At 72.5% G+C, this 14,910-nt stretch carries 18 protein-coding genes; 7 read left to right on the forward strand and 11 right to left on the reverse strand.

Annotation, left to right across the window (positions count from 1 at the left end):
• Window positions 1-18: 18 nt before the first annotated feature.
• Together ACFVS8_RS11445 and ACFVS8_RS11450 are read right to left on the reverse strand one after the other, a co-directional pair.
• The gene (locus ACFVS8_RS11445) at window positions 19-1,296 is read right to left on the reverse strand and encodes an MFS transporter (RefSeq protein ID WP_387061840.1); all 1,278 of its coding nucleotides are present in this window, start codon (window positions 1,294-1,296) and stop codon (window positions 19-21) included.
• Window positions 1,297-1,384: 88 nt separating this feature from the next.
• Window positions 1,385-2,227 (reverse strand): alpha/beta fold hydrolase, encoded by an 843-nt coding sequence (locus ACFVS8_RS11450; protein ID WP_387061844.1) that lies wholly within the window; start codon window positions 2,225-2,227, stop codon window positions 1,385-1,387.
• A 24-nt stretch (window positions 2,228-2,251) separates the two neighbouring features.
• On the opposite strand from ACFVS8_RS11450, the gene ACFVS8_RS11455 reads away from it, so the two are divergent.
• A complete protein-coding gene (locus ACFVS8_RS11455) occupies window positions 2,252-3,022 on the forward strand; it encodes an EI24 domain-containing protein (protein ID WP_387061847.1) in 771 nt (256 codons plus the stop codon).
• Here ACFVS8_RS11455 and ACFVS8_RS11460 read toward each other — a convergent pair.
• From ACFVS8_RS11460 to ACFVS8_RS11470, 3 genes are all read right to left on the reverse strand, one after another.
• Window positions 2,998-3,579, reverse strand: a complete 582-nt coding sequence (locus ACFVS8_RS11460; protein ID WP_387061850.1) for a class I SAM-dependent methyltransferase — start codon at window positions 3,577-3,579, stop codon at window positions 2,998-3,000. The genes ACFVS8_RS11455 and ACFVS8_RS11460 overlap by 25 nt on opposite strands.
• A 32-nt stretch (window positions 3,580-3,611) precedes the next feature.
• Window positions 3,612-4,556 (reverse strand): hypothetical protein, encoded by a 945-nt coding sequence (locus ACFVS8_RS11465; RefSeq protein WP_387061853.1) that lies wholly within the window; start codon window positions 4,554-4,556, stop codon window positions 3,612-3,614.
• Between the two features lie 131 nt (window positions 4,557-4,687).
• Window positions 4,688-5,269: a TetR/AcrR family transcriptional regulator gene (locus ACFVS8_RS11470; protein WP_387061856.1), complete on the reverse strand. Its 582-nt coding sequence runs from the start codon at window positions 5,267-5,269 to the stop codon at window positions 4,688-4,690.
• A 166-nt stretch (window positions 5,270-5,435) separates the two neighbouring features.
• Here ACFVS8_RS11470 and ACFVS8_RS11475 point away from each other — a divergent pair, with 166 nt between their 5' ends.
• A complete protein-coding gene (locus ACFVS8_RS11475) occupies window positions 5,436-6,266 on the forward strand; it encodes an alpha/beta hydrolase (RefSeq protein WP_387061858.1) in 831 nt (276 codons plus the stop codon).
• 129 nt (window positions 6,267-6,395) lie between these two features.
• On the opposite strand, the gene ACFVS8_RS11480 is transcribed toward ACFVS8_RS11475, so the two are convergent.
• From ACFVS8_RS11480 to ACFVS8_RS11495, 4 genes are all read right to left on the reverse strand, one after another.
• On the reverse strand, window positions 6,396-6,950 hold the full coding sequence (locus tag ACFVS8_RS11480; protein WP_387061860.1) for a hypothetical protein: 555 nt from the start codon (window positions 6,948-6,950) through the stop codon (window positions 6,396-6,398).
• 121 nt (window positions 6,951-7,071) lie between these two features.
• The gene (locus tag ACFVS8_RS11485; protein ID WP_387061863.1) at window positions 7,072-7,683 is read right to left on the reverse strand and encodes a histidine phosphatase family protein; all 612 of its coding nucleotides are present in this window, start codon (window positions 7,681-7,683) and stop codon (window positions 7,072-7,074) included.
• Window positions 7,684-7,787: 104 nt separating this feature from the next.
• Window positions 7,788-8,228: a VOC family protein gene (locus ACFVS8_RS11490; RefSeq protein ID WP_387061865.1), complete on the reverse strand. Its 441-nt coding sequence runs from the start codon at window positions 8,226-8,228 to the stop codon at window positions 7,788-7,790.
• A 116-nt stretch (window positions 8,229-8,344) separates the two neighbouring features.
• Entirely contained in the window at window positions 8,345-9,874 is a 1,530-nt protein-coding gene (locus tag ACFVS8_RS11495; protein ID WP_387061867.1) for an ATP-dependent DNA ligase, read from the reverse strand.
• 113 nt (window positions 9,875-9,987) lie between these two features.
• Between ACFVS8_RS11495 and ACFVS8_RS11500 the strand changes: the two genes are divergently transcribed.
• Window positions 9,988-10,455, forward strand: coding sequence for a heme-degrading domain-containing protein (locus ACFVS8_RS11500; RefSeq protein ID WP_387061869.1), 468 nt, complete (start codon window positions 9,988-9,990; stop codon window positions 10,453-10,455).
• A 42-nt stretch (window positions 10,456-10,497) separates the two neighbouring features.
• On the opposite strand, the gene ACFVS8_RS11505 is transcribed toward ACFVS8_RS11500, so the two are convergent.
• Window positions 10,498-11,388 carry an intradiol ring-cleavage dioxygenase gene (locus tag ACFVS8_RS11505; protein ID WP_387061872.1) on the reverse strand — a complete coding sequence of 297 codons (891 nt, stop codon included), beginning with the start codon at window positions 11,386-11,388 and terminating at the stop codon, window positions 10,498-10,500.
• A 148-nt stretch (window positions 11,389-11,536) separates the two neighbouring features.
• Here ACFVS8_RS11505 and ACFVS8_RS11510 point away from each other — a divergent pair, with 148 nt between their 5' ends.
• The 3 genes from ACFVS8_RS11510 to ACFVS8_RS11520 all read left to right on the forward strand — a co-directional run bounded on the left by ACFVS8_RS11510 (window position 11,537) and on the right by ACFVS8_RS11520 (window position 13,119).
• Window positions 11,537-12,142, forward strand: coding sequence for a dihydrofolate reductase family protein (locus ACFVS8_RS11510; RefSeq protein ID WP_387061875.1), 606 nt, complete (start codon window positions 11,537-11,539; stop codon window positions 12,140-12,142).
• A 104-nt stretch (window positions 12,143-12,246) separates the two neighbouring features.
• On the forward strand, window positions 12,247-12,789 hold the full coding sequence (locus tag ACFVS8_RS11515) for a GNAT family N-acetyltransferase (protein ID WP_387061878.1): 543 nt from the start codon (window positions 12,247-12,249) through the stop codon (window positions 12,787-12,789).
• Window positions 12,790-12,798: 9 nt separating this feature from the next.
• Window positions 12,799-13,119: a hypothetical protein gene (locus tag ACFVS8_RS11520; protein ID WP_387061881.1), complete on the forward strand. Its 321-nt coding sequence runs from the start codon at window positions 12,799-12,801 to the stop codon at window positions 13,117-13,119.
• Here ACFVS8_RS11520 and ACFVS8_RS11525 read toward each other — a convergent pair.
• The gene (locus tag ACFVS8_RS11525; protein ID WP_387061884.1) at window positions 13,109-13,876 is read right to left on the reverse strand and encodes an SDR family oxidoreductase; all 768 of its coding nucleotides are present in this window, start codon (window positions 13,874-13,876) and stop codon (window positions 13,109-13,111) included. The genes ACFVS8_RS11520 and ACFVS8_RS11525 overlap by 11 nt on opposite strands.
• 86 nt (window positions 13,877-13,962) lie before the next feature.
• Here ACFVS8_RS11525 and sigJ point away from each other — a divergent pair, with 86 nt between their 5' ends.
• A complete protein-coding gene (sigJ, locus tag ACFVS8_RS11530; protein ID WP_387061887.1) occupies window positions 13,963-14,910 on the forward strand; it encodes an RNA polymerase sigma factor SigJ in 948 nt (315 codons plus the stop codon).

Consider the following 14,910-nt stretch of genomic DNA (forward strand, 5'->3'; position numbering starts at 1 on the left):
CGACCCTATCGGCGTCGACTACGCCGGGTCCACGACACTCCGGTCCCCGACTCGATCCCGGAGCAGGGCGGCGGCGACGGCGCCGACGACGAGCACCGCCGGCATCAGCCAGAGCGCGGCCTGGTAGTCGGCGAGCGCGGGGTCGGCCGGCATCAGCGACGACGGGATCGAGGTGAGCAGGCCGCCGATGAGGAAGCACACGCCGTTCACGATCGCCGAGGCACTGCCGATGTAGGCTCCGTCGACCGACTCGCCCGCGACCGTGAAGCCGAGCATCTGCACGCCCGAGAAGAGGCCGACCGCGAACATGAGCACGACGGCGACGCCCTGCCCCTCGGTCGGCAGGTAGATCACCAGCGCGATGGCGGCGGCCTGGAGGAGCAGCCACACGACGGCCGGCACCTTCCGGCTGCGCCATCGATCGGACACGATGTTGACGAGCGGGGCACCGACGGCGAGCCCGAGCCACGCGAGCGCCGTGAGCACGGTGGCGAAGTCGGTCGGCGCGCCCCTGGCCTCCATGATGCGCGGGCCCCACAGCGTGCCGACCGCGAGCATCGTGCCGAATGCGGCGCCGCCGAACAGGGCGGAGAGCACGACGTCGCGGGTCGCGAAGCAGTGCCCGAGGTCGCGCAGGATGACGGCGATCACGTTGCCGCGGGGCGCAGTCGAGGGCGCGGCATCGGCGACGACCGGATCGCGCACGATCACGACGAAGAGGATCACGAGCAGCACGCCGAACACGCCGAACGCGAGCAGCAGCTGCTGCCAGCTCAGCGCGCCGAGCAGCAGGAGGATGACCGGCTGCCCGATCGCGGAGCCGAGGCTCGCCGCGGCCTGCACCAGCCCGAACATGAGCCCGTACCGCGCCGCGACGAACCACTTGCCGCCGATGTACCCGGCGCCGACGAAGCCGAACGAGGCGCCGACCGCGAGCACCGCCTGCGCGGCGGCGAGCGTCGCGAAGTCCGTGGTGCCAGCGTAGAGGAACGCCCCGACCGCGACGAGTGCGACCGCGATCGCCAGCAGCGGGCGGCTGCCGAAGCGGTCGAGCAGCGACCCGGAGAAGAACTGCACGAGCGCGAACACCCACGTGTAGATCGAGGCCGCGAGGCCGACCTGGGCGAGCGTGAGGCCCGCATCCTGCTGGATCTCGGGCGAGACGACCGCATACCCGGTCTGGATCGCGAAGAGCCAGACGACGAACGTCGTCGCGAGCACCCAGACGAGCCACGCCTCCGGCCCGCCGATGCGGCTCGGACGGCTCGACGTGATTCGGGTGCCCTGGTCGCTCATGCAGGTATCCAACACCCTCCACTGCCCGAGCGGCGGGAGGCACCGCGAACGCGGCGAGCCGCCTGCCCTCGGCGAGCGGGCTCCGCGGTCAGCGCGCGAGCAGCCAGTCCATCGCGTCGGGCACGACATCGAGCACCGAGACGTGCCCGTCGTCGAGCCGGAACCAGGCCGTCGCATCGGGCAGGTGCGCGACGAGCCACGACGCGTGCGTGCGCGGCACGACGCGGTCGCCCTCGCCCTGCACGACCAGCACCGGCACGGTCACCTCGGCGAGGTCGAACCCCCACGGTGACGCGAACGCCACGTCGTCGTCGATGAGCCCGTCGTCGCCCCACTCGGCCGACCGCGCGACATCCGCCCCGAGGTCGGCCCAGCCGGCATCGAGCGCGGCGAAGTCGGCGGGCAGGAACTGCTCGGGGTCGAACTCGTCGGTCTCGGCGAACCGGGCCCGCGCGGCGCGGCCCTCGCGCGCGGATCGCAACCCGCCGGGCGCCCGCATGCCGCCGAACCAGTCGAACCGGTCGGTGAACGGCGCCAGTCCGGCGAGCGAGACGACGGCGATCACGCGATCCGGATGCCGCGCCGCGCCCGCGAGCGCATGGGGCCCGCCGCCCGACGCGCCCATCGCGAAGAACCGGTCGACGCCGAGCGCATCGGCCACCGCAACGGCGTCGTCGCCCGCCGACGCCACGTCGCGACTCGGATGCGGCGACGATCCGCCGTACGACGGGCGCGCATACGAGATGACGCGGATGCCGCGCGCCGCCGCCGCGGCCACGACCGGGTCGAGCGGCGCGCCCGTCTGGGGCGAGCCGTGGTGCCACATGAGCACGCCCGCCGCATCCGACGCGCCGGCCTCGGAGGGTGCACCGGTGTCGTACGCGCGCAGCGATCTGCCGTCGGGGAGCCGCACGTCGAGGGAGTTCGCCACCCGGCCAGCCTAGGCTGAACCCCGATGATCCAGCGGTTCCTCTCGGGTGCGCGCATGCTGCTGCGCGGCTTCGGGTTCTGGCGCAGGCAGCCCGGTGCGATGCTGCTCGGGCTCGTGCCCGCCGCGATCGTCTGGGTCGTGGTCATCGTCGCGCTGGTGGCGCTCGGCGTGAGCCTGCCGTCGATCACGGTCTGGATGACGCCGTTCGCCGCGGGCTGGGTCGAGCCGTGGGCCACGATCACGCGCACGGCGATCGGCGCACTGCTGCTCGGCGGCGCGATCGTGCTCGCCGCCGTGACGTTCACGGGGCTCGCGCTGCTCGTCGGCGACCCCTTCTACGAGCGCATCTGGTTCGCGGTCGAGCAGGATCTCGGCGGCGAGCCCACGGGCGAGGGCCTGGGGTTCTGGCGGTCGGCGCGCGACGCGGTCGCGTTCATCGGCCTCGGCGTGCTGGTGTCGATCGGCGTCGGACTCAGCGGGCTCGTGCCGATCGTCGGCGGGGTGCTCGCACCCGTGCTCGGCGTCGTGCTCTCGGGCCGGCTGCTCGCGTGGGAGCTCACCGGGCGCGCGTTCGAGTCACGCGGCATCCCGGCCGACGCGCGCCGCGCGCTCCTGCGCGCTCACCGGGCACGGCTGCTGGGCTTCGGCGTGGCCACCCAGCTCTGCTTCATGGTGCCGCTCGGTGCGGTCTTCACGATGCCGGCCGCGGTCGCGGGCGCGACGATGCTCGCGCGGGCCGTGCTCGACGACGACGCGGCACGAGACCTCGCTCAGCCCGGCGCGACGCCCTCGTAGAGCAGCACGGGCACCGGGCCGAAGGGCCTCGAGCGCACCCGCATGCGCCGCACGTCGACGCCCGTGAAGCCGGCCGCTTCCAGGAGCGGCTCGGGATCGCGGTTCCAGTGGCAGCCGTGGTCGAGCCACGTCGCGATCGGGGTCGCCAGGTTCTGCACCACTCGCTTCGCGGTGCCGCGCGGAGCCGCGACGTGGTCGACGAACACGACCCGCCCGCCGGGCACGAGCACGCGCCGCACCTCGGCGGCCACGGCCGCGACATCTGTCACCGAGCAGAGCACGTAGGTGCCGACGACCGCGTCGAGCGACGCATCGGGCAACGGGATGTGCTCGGCCGTCGCGTCGAGCGGCGTCGGGTCGTGCCGCCACTCGCGCGCCCGCGTGGCCAGTTCGCGTCGACGGCCGGCGTCGGGCTCGAGGCCCCGCCACACGACATCCGGATGCAGCGCGCCGAAGTTCTCGCCCTCACCCGCGCCGATCTCGAGCACGCGCCCCCGCAGCCGACCGATGAACTCGCGTTCGAGGTCGTCGAGGTCGTCGTTCGAGAGCAGCTCCACCTGCGGCACGATACCGCGGGCACGACGGCGCGTCAGCCGCGGACCGTGCCGCCCTTGGCCGCGATGCGCTTCAGCAGCGGCGGCTTGGCCAGCACCCAGGCGACCGCCATGACCACGACCGAGAGGGCGAACACGATGAAGCCGAGCCAGTCGTCGGCGTCGCGCGCGAGGTACATCTGGTTGAGCTTCACGAGCGCGCCGGTGGTGAACACGAGCACCACGTGCACGAACACGAAGCCGAGGAAGAACAGCATGACCGGATAGTGCACGGCGCGGGCGAGCTTCTCGGGGAACGCCCGCACGAGTGCGCCTTCGGGCGGCCACACCGACGAGAGGCGGAGGCCGGTGAGCAGCGCGAGCGGCGAGGCGATGAACACGATCGCGAAGTACGCGAGCTGCTGGAGCGAGTTGTAGACGACCCACGAGTTCTCGGTCGGCCAGTCGAGCGACGCGTACTGCAGCGCGGCCGAGAGCGCGTTCGGCACGACGGCCCAGTCGGTGGGCACGATGCGCAACCACTGGCCGGTCGCGAAGAGCACCACGACGTAGACGGCGCCGTTGAGGATCCAGAACGCGTCGAGCCAGAGGTGGAACCAGAGGAAGATGCCGAGGCGGCGCGGCGCGCGCTTCGTGCGCGGCCAGCGGGTGTTGTCGCGCGTGAAGAAGCCGGGCGGGCGCTGCTTCGACCGCAACTGGAAGCCCGTGCGCACGATGAGCAGCAGGAAGAACGAGTTCAGGAAGTGCTGCCAGCCGAGCCAGGCCGGGATGCCGACGGGCGTGCCCTCGGGCGGCGGCACGATGCCCGGGTAGTCGGCGATGAACGCCTCGCCGCCCGGGGTGCCGCGCAGCCAGCGCGCGAGCACGACCACGAGCACCACGGCGACGACCGAGAGAAGCGCCGTCCACCCGATCAGGCGACGGCGCGGCCGCATCCACTCGACGAGACGGGAGGACGACTTCGAGGCGGTCTCGGTCATCGCGCGGGGAGGTCCTTCCGGAACGGTTGGGTGGCTGCAACGACGATAGCGCCGCGACCTGAGCGTCGCGAAGTCGGCTGCAACAGGTCGCCACAGAGCGGGACTCGGGCGATCGGATGCCGCGGCGGGCGTCAGCCGTCGAGGCCGGCCGCTCGCCGAGCGGCGCCGATGAACGCGGGGCGCACGCGCTCCCAGCCGTCGAGGTACCCGCCGACCATGGCCGCGTCGCGGAGGAGCACGAGCTGGCCGGCGGCGACGGCGGGGTCGGCCGCGCCTGCGCCGGTGAGCAGCGCCTCGAGCGTCTCGCGGAACCAGGTGCGGTGCTCGTCGACCGTGACGCGCACGCCGCTGTCGGCCTCGGGGTACTCGGCGGCGGCGTTGATGAACGGGCAGCCGCGTGTGTGCAGGCGCGCGACGTCGTCGGCGAGCCCGTCGATGACGAGCTCGAGCAGCCGCTCGGGGTCGTCGGTCTCGGCGCCGGCTCGTTCGAACGCGCCGCGGATGGTCGCGTCCTCCACACCGAGGTAGGCCTCGACGAGGTCCTCCTTGCTCGGGAAGTGCCGGTAGAACGTGGCGCGCGTGACGCCCGCCTCGCCGATGATGCGGTCGACGCCGACGGCGTGGATGCCCTCCCGGTAGAAGAGGTCGGATGCCGTCTGGAGCAGTTTCTCGCGGGCCAGGGAGGCCCCCGCCGGGGTGGTTCGTGTTGCCATGAGGTTAATTATAGAACGTTCTGTCTACTTTTTCTTGACATTCCCTCGCGGAGGGGTCTACATTCGGGAATACCAGAAAGCAGACCGATCGTTCTACTTACCGAACGGTCACCGAACAGGAACGAATCCCGGACCGAACGGACCGGACCGACAAGGAGCAGGAATCATGACCACCACCGACAAGACCCCCATCGTCCTCGTCCACGGCCTCTGGATGACCCCCAAGAGCTGGGACACCTGGGCCGAGTACTTCGAAGCCCGCGGCCACCGCGTCATCCGCCCGGGCTGGCCCGGCATCGACGACCGCGACGTCGCCGACATCCGCTCCAACCCAGAAGCCCTCAAGGGCATCGGCCTGAAGCAGATCGCCGACCACTACGAGCGCATCATCCGCGAACTGCCCGTGAAGCCCATCATCATGGGCCACTCCTTCGGCGGCGTGCTCATCCAGATGCTCGCCGACCGCGACCTCGGCTCGGCCTACGTCGCCGTCACCCCCGGCCAGACGGCCGGCATCACGACCCTCCCGCCGTCGACCCTCCGCACCGGGTTCCCGATCCTCTCGAACCCGTTCGGCAAGAACGGCGCCAAGCCCATCTCGAAGGCGCACTTCCACTTCACCTTCGGCAACGACCTCAGCCGCGAGGCATCCGACGAGCTCTGGGAGCAGTACGCGGTGAACTCGTACAACCGGGTGTTCTTCGAGGGCGTCGCGGCCGCGTTCAACGAGAAGGGCGGCGCGTCGCACGTCGAGTACGGCAAGACCGACCGCGCTCCCCTGCTCATCATCACCGGCGAGATCGACCACGTCGTGCCGCCGGCCATCGGCAAGGCGATCCTCAAGAAGTACCGCGACTCGGGCAGCCCCTCGGTCGTCGACTACAAGGAGTACCCGGGCCGCACGCACCGCATCGTCAGCCAGGACGGCTGGGAAGAGGTCGCCGAAGACGCGCTCGCCTGGGCCGAGGCGCACGACACCAACGCCGCGACCGTCTGATCGGATGCCGCATCCGCACCACTGCTCCGAACCGCATGATGCCCGCACCGGCCGAGCCGGGGCGGGCATCGGCGCGTCCGGACGGCCGAGCGCCCGCGCGTCGTGCGTCGTGCGTCGTGCGTCGTGCGCTCACGCCTCGCCGGTGGGCTCGTCGCCGACGTGCAGCCCGACCCGGTCGGGCACCGACATCGGCACGCGGGGCAACCACGACGCGACCTCGGGCCAGGCCCGCCCCGTCGGCAGGCGGCGCAGCAGCGACGCGAGCGACGCATCGGCCGACGGCCACGGGATGACCCGCGTCGGCGACTCGCTCGCGAGCACGCCGAGCCACCAGTGCTTCCACGTCACGGGCAGCACCTCGGGGTGCAGCACCACGTAGTAGTCGGGCACGCTGATCGCACGCCTGCCCGCGGCATCCATCGCCCGTTCGATCTCGAGCTCCAGCACGCCGAACGTGGACTGGTCGTCGAAGAACTCCACCCAGGCGGCCGCGACGTGCCCGAGCGGATCGTGGTCGTGCACGACGTACGGCGCCGACGACGACGCCTGCCAGCGGGCCACCTCGTCGTCGCTCGCCTCCGAGAGGCTCGCCGCCTGCACGTTCGCGAGGCGCTCGAGCGAGCGGATGGCCTGCGACGCCTCGTCGCCGACCACGACCAGGGTCGTGCTGCCGGGAGCCTCCATTTTCGGAGTCTACGTCGGCACCGGGGCGCCGTCGCCGTCGGCGCGCGATCCGTCTCCGAACCGAAACACGGCCGTCACGGGGCGCGCGAGTCGCCGAGGATCGCCGACCGACGCGTGTCGACTACGCGGCCGGCGCGGCCTCGGCCGCCCGGCGCTCGATGGCCACGGCCGCCTCGAGGTAGGGCACGTCGCCGATCGAGCGCACGTGCCAGGCGGCGTTCGCGTACTGCACGACCGACGACGACAGGTTGTCGAACCGCGGGTAGTGGCGCGGGTCGTGCCCGGAGATGGCCGCGAGCGTCTGCCGGATGAACGCGCCGTGGGCCACGGCCAGCACGGGCCGACCGTCGTGGTCGGCGGCGATGCGGTGCAGCCCGCGCACGCCGCGCTCGGCGACGTCGCGGTCGTCCTCCTTGCCGGGGATCACCCGGTCGGGCCAGCGGATCGCCAGCTCGCGCGACGTGATGCCCTCGGCCTCGCCGTACTCCTGCTCGACGAGCTCGTCGTAGGCGCCGGTGAACGGCAGGTCGAGCGCATCGGCGAGGATCTGGGCGGTCTCGCGCGCCCGCCCGAGCGAGGAGCTCACGACGGCCTCCCAGTACCCGCCCGCGAAGTCGGCGGCGGCGGCCCGGGCCTGCGCCCGGCCGACGTCGTTGAGCGGGATGTCGGTTCGGCCCTGCAGTCGTCCGGCGGCGTTCCAGTCGGTCTGTCCGTGGCGAATGAGGGCGAGCACCGGAACAGCCTACGAGCGTGCGGCTGAACGGACCCTGCGCACGCGCGCGTGCCGCCCGGTCGTTGCCGGACCGTGACGTTGCCGGACTCGCCCGGCGTGCGGGATCAGCCCGCGGCCTGATCCATCGTGTTGGTGCCGTCGGAGAGGATCCGCGAGATCATGCCGAACACGTTGTGGTCGGGATCGAGCAGGTAGCCGACACGCCCGATGCCCTGCATGTCGTCGAGCGGCAGCGCCTCAGTCGCCCCGAGCTCGAGGCCCTTCGCGAAGAGCGCGTCGATGTCGTCGACGCCGACGACCACGTTCGCGCCGGTGACGGGCGCGCCGACGGCCGGCTGCGGACCCATGCGCTGCGTGAGCCCGCCGTTGATGCCGTGCCCCGGCTGGCCCGCGACGTTGCCGATCGCGCCCTCGCCGGTGTCGATCGACCAGTACGGGATGTCGCCGTACTGCGTGAAGCGCCAGCCCAGCAGCTCGGAGTAGAAGTCGATGAGCCGCTGCGGCTCCGACGCGTGGATCTCGAAGTGCACGACGAGGTTCGCCATGGTCTCCCCCTGTGTCTGCTCGGGGCACCGGTCTCGATCGCACCGACGAGACGAGCGGATGCCGCGGCTCGCGCACAGGCTACGCCCGCGTCGCGGCATCCGCCATGCCGGGGGCGTCAGCCTCGGAGGAGCCCGCGCAGGGTCTGGATCGTGTCGGCCTCGGCGGCCGGCTTGTCGTCGCGGTAGCGCTTGACCCGCGCGAAGCGCAGTGCGATGCCGCCGGGGTACCGGCTCGAGCGCTGCACGCCGTCGATCGCGATCTCGACGACCGTCACGGGTTCGACGAACACCGTGTTGGCCGTGCGCCTCGTCTCGATCTCGGGGAACCGCTCGGTCTGCCAGCGGAGCAGCTCGTCGGTGAGCCCCTTGAACGTCTTGCCGACCATCACGAACGACCCGGGCTCGCCGAACTCGCCCGCCGCGTCGAGCGCCCCGAGATGCAGGTTCGACAGCAGCCCGGTGCGGCGCCCCGACCCCCACTCGCACGCGAGCACGACGAGGTCGTAGGTGTGCACGGGCTTGACCTTGATCCAGCTCGCGCCGCGTCGCCCGGCCGCGTAGGGCGCGTCGACCGCCTTGACCACGACGCCCTCGTGGCCCGCGGCGAGCGCCTCGCGGGAGACGCGCTCGGCGACCTCGGGGTCGGCCGTGATCTCGCCGGGGATGCGGTGCGCCGGGGCGATGCGACCGAGCTCGGCGATGCGGGTCGACAACGGCTCGTCGATGAGGTCGCGCCCGTCGACGTGCAGCACGTCGAAGAACCACGGGTGCAGCAGCGTCGCCCGCTCGGCATCGGCGCCGAAGCGCGACATCGTCTCTTGGAACGGGCGCGGCCCGCCGTCTTCGTCGAGTGCGAGCGTCTCGCCGTCGAGGATCACGTCGTGCACGGGCAGTGCTCGCACGATCTCGACGACCTCGGGCAGCCGGTGCGTGATGTCGGCGAGGTTGCGGGTGAACACGCGTACGTCGTCGCCGACCCGGTGCACCTGGATGCGCGCGCCGTCGAGCTTGACCTCGACCGAGGCCTCGCCGGTGGTCTCGATCGCCGCCGCCGCGCTCGGTGCGGTCGCCGCGAGCATGGGCTGCACCGGTCGCCCGACCACGAGCCCGACGTCGTCGAGCTCGGCGGCCGTGCCCGTGAGCGCGAGCAGCGCCGTGGCCCCGAGGTCGCCCTGCAGCATCGCGGCCCGGCGCACGCTCGCGGCCGGCCGGTCGGCGGCTGCGGCGACGGCGTCGGTCAGCACGCCCTCGAGCGCGCCCGTGCGCATCTCCCCGAGCAGGGCGCGCGCGATGAACTCCTGCTCGTCGGCGGTCGCGCGCGAGAGCAGGTCGAGCAGCTCGCGGGCTCGGTCTGCGCTCGACCCGGTTCCGGATGCCGCGGCGAGCCGCTCGAACGCCAGGTCGAGGTCGGCGACGGTCAGACCCGCCAGGGCCGCGGGCTCGACGGACGCCGTGGCCGAGGCCACGCCCCGCCATCCGACCCCGAGCCGACCCTGTCGGGGCCGGCCCACGAGCAGCCCGACGGCGGGCACGATCTCATCGGGCGCGAGCCGCCCGAGCAGGTCGGCGAGCGCCTCGATCTTCGCCAGGCGCGAGCGGGTCGCGGCGACGGCGGTGGAGGTGGTGACGAGCTCGGCGAGCAGCACCCGACCAGTCTCGCATCGGCCTCCGACACCGTCGATGACGCCCCGCGGACGCGGGACTCGCCCGCCGTCGCCGGTCGCACTACTCTGGGGCGGACCGTTCGTGAGGAGTCGACATGTCCGAGCTTCCCGTCTTCACCGTCGCCGACCTCGAGTCCCAGCCGCAGCTCGACCTGCCGTCGTTCGTGAACGACGACGCGGTCGATCTCGGGGTCACGGCCATCGAGGTGATCCGCACCAGGCGCCTCAACCTCGCGGTGCGCATCGTGCTGCGCGGCGACGTCGTCTTCCAGGCGAAGCTGCGCGACACGGGGCGCGGCAACGACGAGTGGCTCGCGGGCAAGGCCGCCGTCGTCGAGCGGTTCGGCGAGCCGTCGCTGCTGGTGCGGCGCCGCCACGAGGAGGCCGGCACCCCGTTCGACGAGCGCGACGACGTCGACCACGACATCTCCCGGGCGCACGGCGGTTCGCTGCCGATCCGGGTCGACGGCGAGCTCGTGGGAACCATCACGGTGTCGGGCGAGCCCGACGTGATCGACCACGAGGTCGCGACCGAGGCCGTGCGTCGGTTCCGCGCGCGCTGAGCGCACGGGCGGCGGCCACCGGCATCCGCTCGCCGTCGGCGTTCAGACCCCGATCGTGAGCGCCGCCGTGTAGCCGGCCGACGCCGAACCCGACATGTTCGCGATCTGGTGGATGCCGCCGTCGTCGCTGAACACGTTGTCGCTCGACAGGCTCACCTGCGAGACATTGCGCACGCTCTGTTCGTAGCCGGGGGTCGCGTACACGACCGCGTTGGTCTCCTCCGGCAGCGCGATCTGCGAGGTCTTCACGATGGGCCCGCTCGCGACCGCCGTCGCGACGTCGGAGTAGACCTCGAAGTGGATGTGCGGCCAGCGGCCGCTGTAGCAGGCCGGGTAGATCGAGGTGAAGGTCACCGTACCGTTCGCATCGGTCTCCTGCACGCCGCGCAGGTAGTTCTCGTTCTCGAGCCCGTTCGAGTAGAGCGAGTACGCCCCGTCGCGGTCGCAGTGCCACAGGTAGACGCCGGCGCCGGCGAGCGCGCTTCCCGTCGCGGCATCCCGCACCGTGAGCGCGATCGTGAGCGGCACGCCTTGGGCGACCGTGGTCGACGATCCGAACGACGACCGGATGTCGCTGCGCACGATGCCCGAGTCGTCGAGCACGTTGACGCCGTTCGAGCCGTCGGCGGGGTACGGGCCTCCGGTCTCGTCCGGCACCTCGTCGATCGGGCCGGATGCCGCGGCGGTCGCCGAGGGAGTGGGGGTCGGCGTGGGGGTCGGCGTTGCCGACGCCGTACCGCTCGGCGACGCGGTGGCCGTGGCCTTCGGCTCGTCGGCCGCGCAGGCCGCGAGCAGCGCGGTCAGCCCGACGCCGCCGAAGATGCCGAGAGCGCGCCTGCGGTCGACGAGCGTGCGGATGTCGTAGACGAGCCCGCGGTGGTCCTCGTCGATCTCGTTGCCGTCGGCGTCGATCCAGCGGGGGTCGTTGGTCATGTCCTGCTCCTTCGGGCGGTGGCCTGCGTGCGACCAGTGTGGCCGCGGCATCCCGCAACCCCCTGTGGATCTCCGATGGGCTTCCTATGATGGTCGCGCCGGGCCCCGATCGGGCGTTCGGCTGCCACGGAACGCGAGGGAGCACACCATGGGAATCGTCTCGGTCGACCTCTTCATCACGCTCGACGGGGTCTATCAGGGCCCCGGCGGCCCCGACGAAGACGAGGAGGGCGGGTTCGACCTCGGCGGCTGGCAGGGGCACTATCTCGACGAGGAGAACGGCGCCGCGATCGGCGAGGGCATCGAGCGCATGGACGCGCTGCTGCTGGGGCGCAAGACCTACGACATCTTCGCCGGCTTCTGGCCGCACCGGGGCGACGAGCCGATCGCCGTGACGTTCAACGCGCTGCCGAAGTTCGTGGTGTCGCGCACGCTCGCCGACCCGGAGTGGGCCGGCACCACGGCGCTCTCCGACGTCGAGCAGGTGCGGCCGCTGAAGGACCGGTTCGACGACATCCACGTGATCGGCAGCGGCGATCTGGCCCGCTCGCTGCTCGCGGCGGGGCTCGTCGATCGCCTCAACCTGTACCTGTACCCCGTCGCGCTCGGGGCCGGCAAGCGTCTCTTCGACGGCATCGGGGTTCCCGGCGCGTTCACGCTCGCGCAGCCGCCCCGGGTGTTCCCGAGCGGGGCGATGCTGCTCGTCTACGAGCCCGACGGCGAGGCGGTCACGGGCTTCGACATGTCGAAGTAGGCCCGCACGCGCATCGGTGCGGTTCCTGCCAAGCACCGGTCACGACCTGCCGATGAGCCCGCCATCCCTCCCTCGGGCCGTGCCGCGTGCCCGAAGATGGTGGGATGCACGCCGGACACCGCTTCTCCGCTGACCCCGCCGACCTCGACCGCGCGCTCGTACACCGCTGGCTGTCGACCGACGCCTACTGGGCGCTCGGCCGCACGCGCGAGAAGCAGGAGGCCGCGATCGCGGGGTCGCGCAACTACGGTGTCTACGACGCGACGACCGGCGCGCAGGTCGCCTACGCCCGCATCGTGACGGATGCTGCGACCTTCGCGTGGCTGTGCGACGTGTACGTCGACCCGTCGGTGCGCGGACTCGGCATCGGCGTCGCGCTGATCGAGGGCGTGATCGCCGACCTCGAGCCGCTCGGCCTGCGCCGCTCGATGCTCGCCACCGCCGACGCGCACGGCCTGTACGAGCGGTTCGGGTTCGAGCCGCTCGCCGAGCCCGACCGGTGGATGGTGCGCTGGCACGACGCGAACGACCGCGGAGTCGGCGGCGCGGGTTCGGGCGCAGGCGCGACGGGCGACGCCGGGGCGGGCGCCGCCGCCGGCCCCGGCGACCCCGAGCCGCCCCTTGCCGACCCGGCCGCGACGCCGTAGCTTCGGCGCATGCACGATCGCGAACGAGGGCTCGAACGCCTGCAGGCGGTGACCGGCGACGCGAGGGAGCGGGCGGATGTCGCGGTCGGCCGCATGTTCGGATCAGAGGGCTACTCGGTGCGCGGCAAGCTGTTCGCGTTCGTCTCGACCGACGGCCGCCTCGTGGTGAAGCTCCCCGAGGCCCGCATCGACGAGCTCGGGCTCGACAACATGGTCATGCGCGGCCGTCCGATGCGCGAGTGGGCGGCCGTGCCCTACGAGGCCGGCGCCGAACGCTGGTCGGCGATCGCGGCCGACGCGCTCGCGTTCGTCGACGAGATCACGCCGTAGCGGCGCCGCGGGCCCGGCGCTGCTCGGCCACCCACGCGTCGAAGGTCTGCGTGCCGAGCACCGCGTCGGGGCCGGGCAGCGTGTCGCCGCGGCGCATGGCCGAGAACTGCTTGCCGGGCAGCGCGACCGCGAGCACCGGGCCGCGCAGGCCCCTGGCCTTCGCGAGGCGGCGCACCATGTCGGCGACATCCTCGCGCCTGGGTCCCGCGAAGTCGGGGCTGCGCCCGGCCGGCCCCCGCTCGGCGAGCTCGACCAGTCGCTGCCCGACCTCACGGGCGGCGACCGGCTGCGAGGCGAGGCGAGGCGCGAGATGCAGCCCCGCGAACGAGAGCATGCCGAGCATCTGCGCCGCGAACTCGTGGAACTGCGACGCGCGCATGATGGTGAACGGCACGTCGCCCTGCTCGGCCGCGCGCTCCTGCGCGACCTTGCCCGCGTAGTAGCCGTAGGGCGCCCGGTCGATGCCGACGATCGAGAGCGTGACGTGGTGCCCGACGCCGGCCGCGCGCTCGGCGGAGAGCAGCGTGCGCGTGGTCGTCGTGAAGAACTCCTCGGCCGCGGAGGCCGATCTCGCGTTCGCGTTCGCGGCGTCGATCACGGCGTCGACGCCCTCGAGCGCGGCTGCGACGCCCGTGCCCGCGACGAGGTCGACCCCGTTCGAGCGCGTGAGCACGACGACCTCGTGCCCGCGCTCGCGCACGGCCTCGACGACGTGGGTTCCGACGGTTCCGGTTCCTCCGGCGACGGCGATTCTCATGTGTCCTCCTGTTCGGTGCGCGATGGGCGCTCACTGCATCGACGACGCAGCACCGCCGGACGCAAGGCCCGTGGCAGGGTTGAGCCATGTCGGAACCTCGCCAGGGCTTCAGCGTCGACCCCGATGCCGCCACCCTCGACGCCGAGCGCCCGGCACTCATGGGCCTCGCGTACCGCATGCTCGGCACCGTCGCCGACGCCGAGGACGCGGTGCAGGAGACGTACGCCAGGTGGTTCCGGATGTCGCGGCAGCAGCGCGATGACGTGCAGAACGTGGGCGGGTGGCTCATGCGCACCGCGAGCCGCATCTGCCTCGACCTGCTCGGGTCGGCGCGGGCCCGTCGCGAGCACTACGTCGGCGAGTGGCTGCCCGAACCGCTGCCGTCGAGCGGGCTCGGTGCGATCGGCCTGTCGGCGGCATCCGCGACGGCCGACCCGCTCGACCGGGTAGCGCTCGACGAATCGGTGAGCACCGCGATGCTCGTGGTGCTCGAGTCGCTCACGCCGGCCGAGCGCGTCGCGTTCGTGCTGCACGACGTGTTCGCGATGTCGTTCGCCGAGATCGCCGAGATCGTCGGGCGCACGCCCGACGCGTGCCGTCAGCTCGCGTCGTCGGCCCGCCGGCACATCCGCGAGCGCCGCGCCGGCGCGGCGACGCGCGAGCAGCACGCCGCGACGACTCGGGCGTTCCTCGAGGCCGCCGCGTCGGGCGAGTTCGATCGCCTGCTGCGCGTGCTCGACCCGTCGGTCGTGGCGATCTCCGACGGCGGCGGACTCGTGAACGCGGCCCGCAGGCCCGTCGTGGGCGCAGACCGCGTCGCGCGGTTCCTGCTCGGCATCATCGGCCGCCGCGGCGAGTCGATGCGCACCGACGTGCACGAGACCGCCGACGGACTCGTGCTGACCGCGACCGAGGGCGGGGTCGTCGACTCGGTCACCGTGCTCGACGTCGAGGGCGAGCGCATCGTGGGCGTGCGCATCATGCGCAACCCCGAGAAGCTCGCCCTCTGGAACCGCGCCGACGCCCCGCACTGA

It is taken from the genome of Agromyces sp. NPDC058110 (assembly GCF_042884735.1).
In the GTDB taxonomy this organism is placed as follows: domain Bacteria; phylum Actinomycetota; class Actinomycetes; order Actinomycetales; family Microbacteriaceae; genus Agromyces.

Excerpts from the sequence above, each read along its gene's own strand:
- ACFVS8_RS11505 (WP_387061872.1), bottom strand. The coding sequence starts at position 11,388 with ATGACCAACGACCCCCGCTGGATCGACGCCGACGGCAACGAGATCGAC.
- ACFVS8_RS11500 (WP_387061869.1), top strand. The coding sequence starts at position 9,988 with ATGTCCGAGCTTCCCGTCTTCACCGTCGCCGACCTCGAGTCCCAGCCG.
- ACFVS8_RS11445 (WP_387061840.1), bottom strand. The coding sequence starts at position 1,296 with ATGAGCGACCAGGGCACCCGAATCACGTCGAGCCGTCCGAGCCGCATC.
- ACFVS8_RS11465 (WP_387061853.1), bottom strand. The coding sequence starts at position 4,556 with ATGACCGAGACCGCCTCGAAGTCGTCCTCCCGTCTCGTCGAGTGGATG.
- ACFVS8_RS11525 (WP_387061884.1), bottom strand. The coding sequence starts at position 13,876 with ATGAGAATCGCCGTCGCCGGAGGAACCGGAACCGTCGGAACCCACGTC.
- ACFVS8_RS11510 (WP_387061875.1), top strand. The coding sequence starts at position 11,537 with ATGGGAATCGTCTCGGTCGACCTCTTCATCACGCTCGACGGGGTCTAT.
- sigJ (WP_387061887.1), top strand. The coding sequence starts at position 13,963 with ATGTCGGAACCTCGCCAGGGCTTCAGCGTCGACCCCGATGCCGCCACC.
- ACFVS8_RS11470 (WP_387061856.1), bottom strand. The coding sequence starts at position 5,269 with ATGGCAACACGAACCACCCCGGCGGGGGCCTCCCTGGCCCGCGAGAAA.
- ACFVS8_RS11515 (WP_387061878.1), top strand. The coding sequence starts at position 12,247 with ATGCACGCCGGACACCGCTTCTCCGCTGACCCCGCCGACCTCGACCGC.
- ACFVS8_RS11475 (WP_387061858.1), top strand. The coding sequence starts at position 5,436 with ATGACCACCACCGACAAGACCCCCATCGTCCTCGTCCACGGCCTCTGG.
- ACFVS8_RS11520 (WP_387061881.1), top strand. The coding sequence starts at position 12,799 with ATGCACGATCGCGAACGAGGGCTCGAACGCCTGCAGGCGGTGACCGGC.
- ACFVS8_RS11490 (WP_387061865.1), bottom strand. The coding sequence starts at position 8,228 with ATGGCGAACCTCGTCGTGCACTTCGAGATCCACGCGTCGGAGCCGCAG.
- ACFVS8_RS11455 (WP_387061847.1), top strand. The coding sequence starts at position 2,252 with ATGATCCAGCGGTTCCTCTCGGGTGCGCGCATGCTGCTGCGCGGCTTC.
- ACFVS8_RS11480 (WP_387061860.1), bottom strand. The coding sequence starts at position 6,950 with ATGGAGGCTCCCGGCAGCACGACCCTGGTCGTGGTCGGCGACGAGGCG.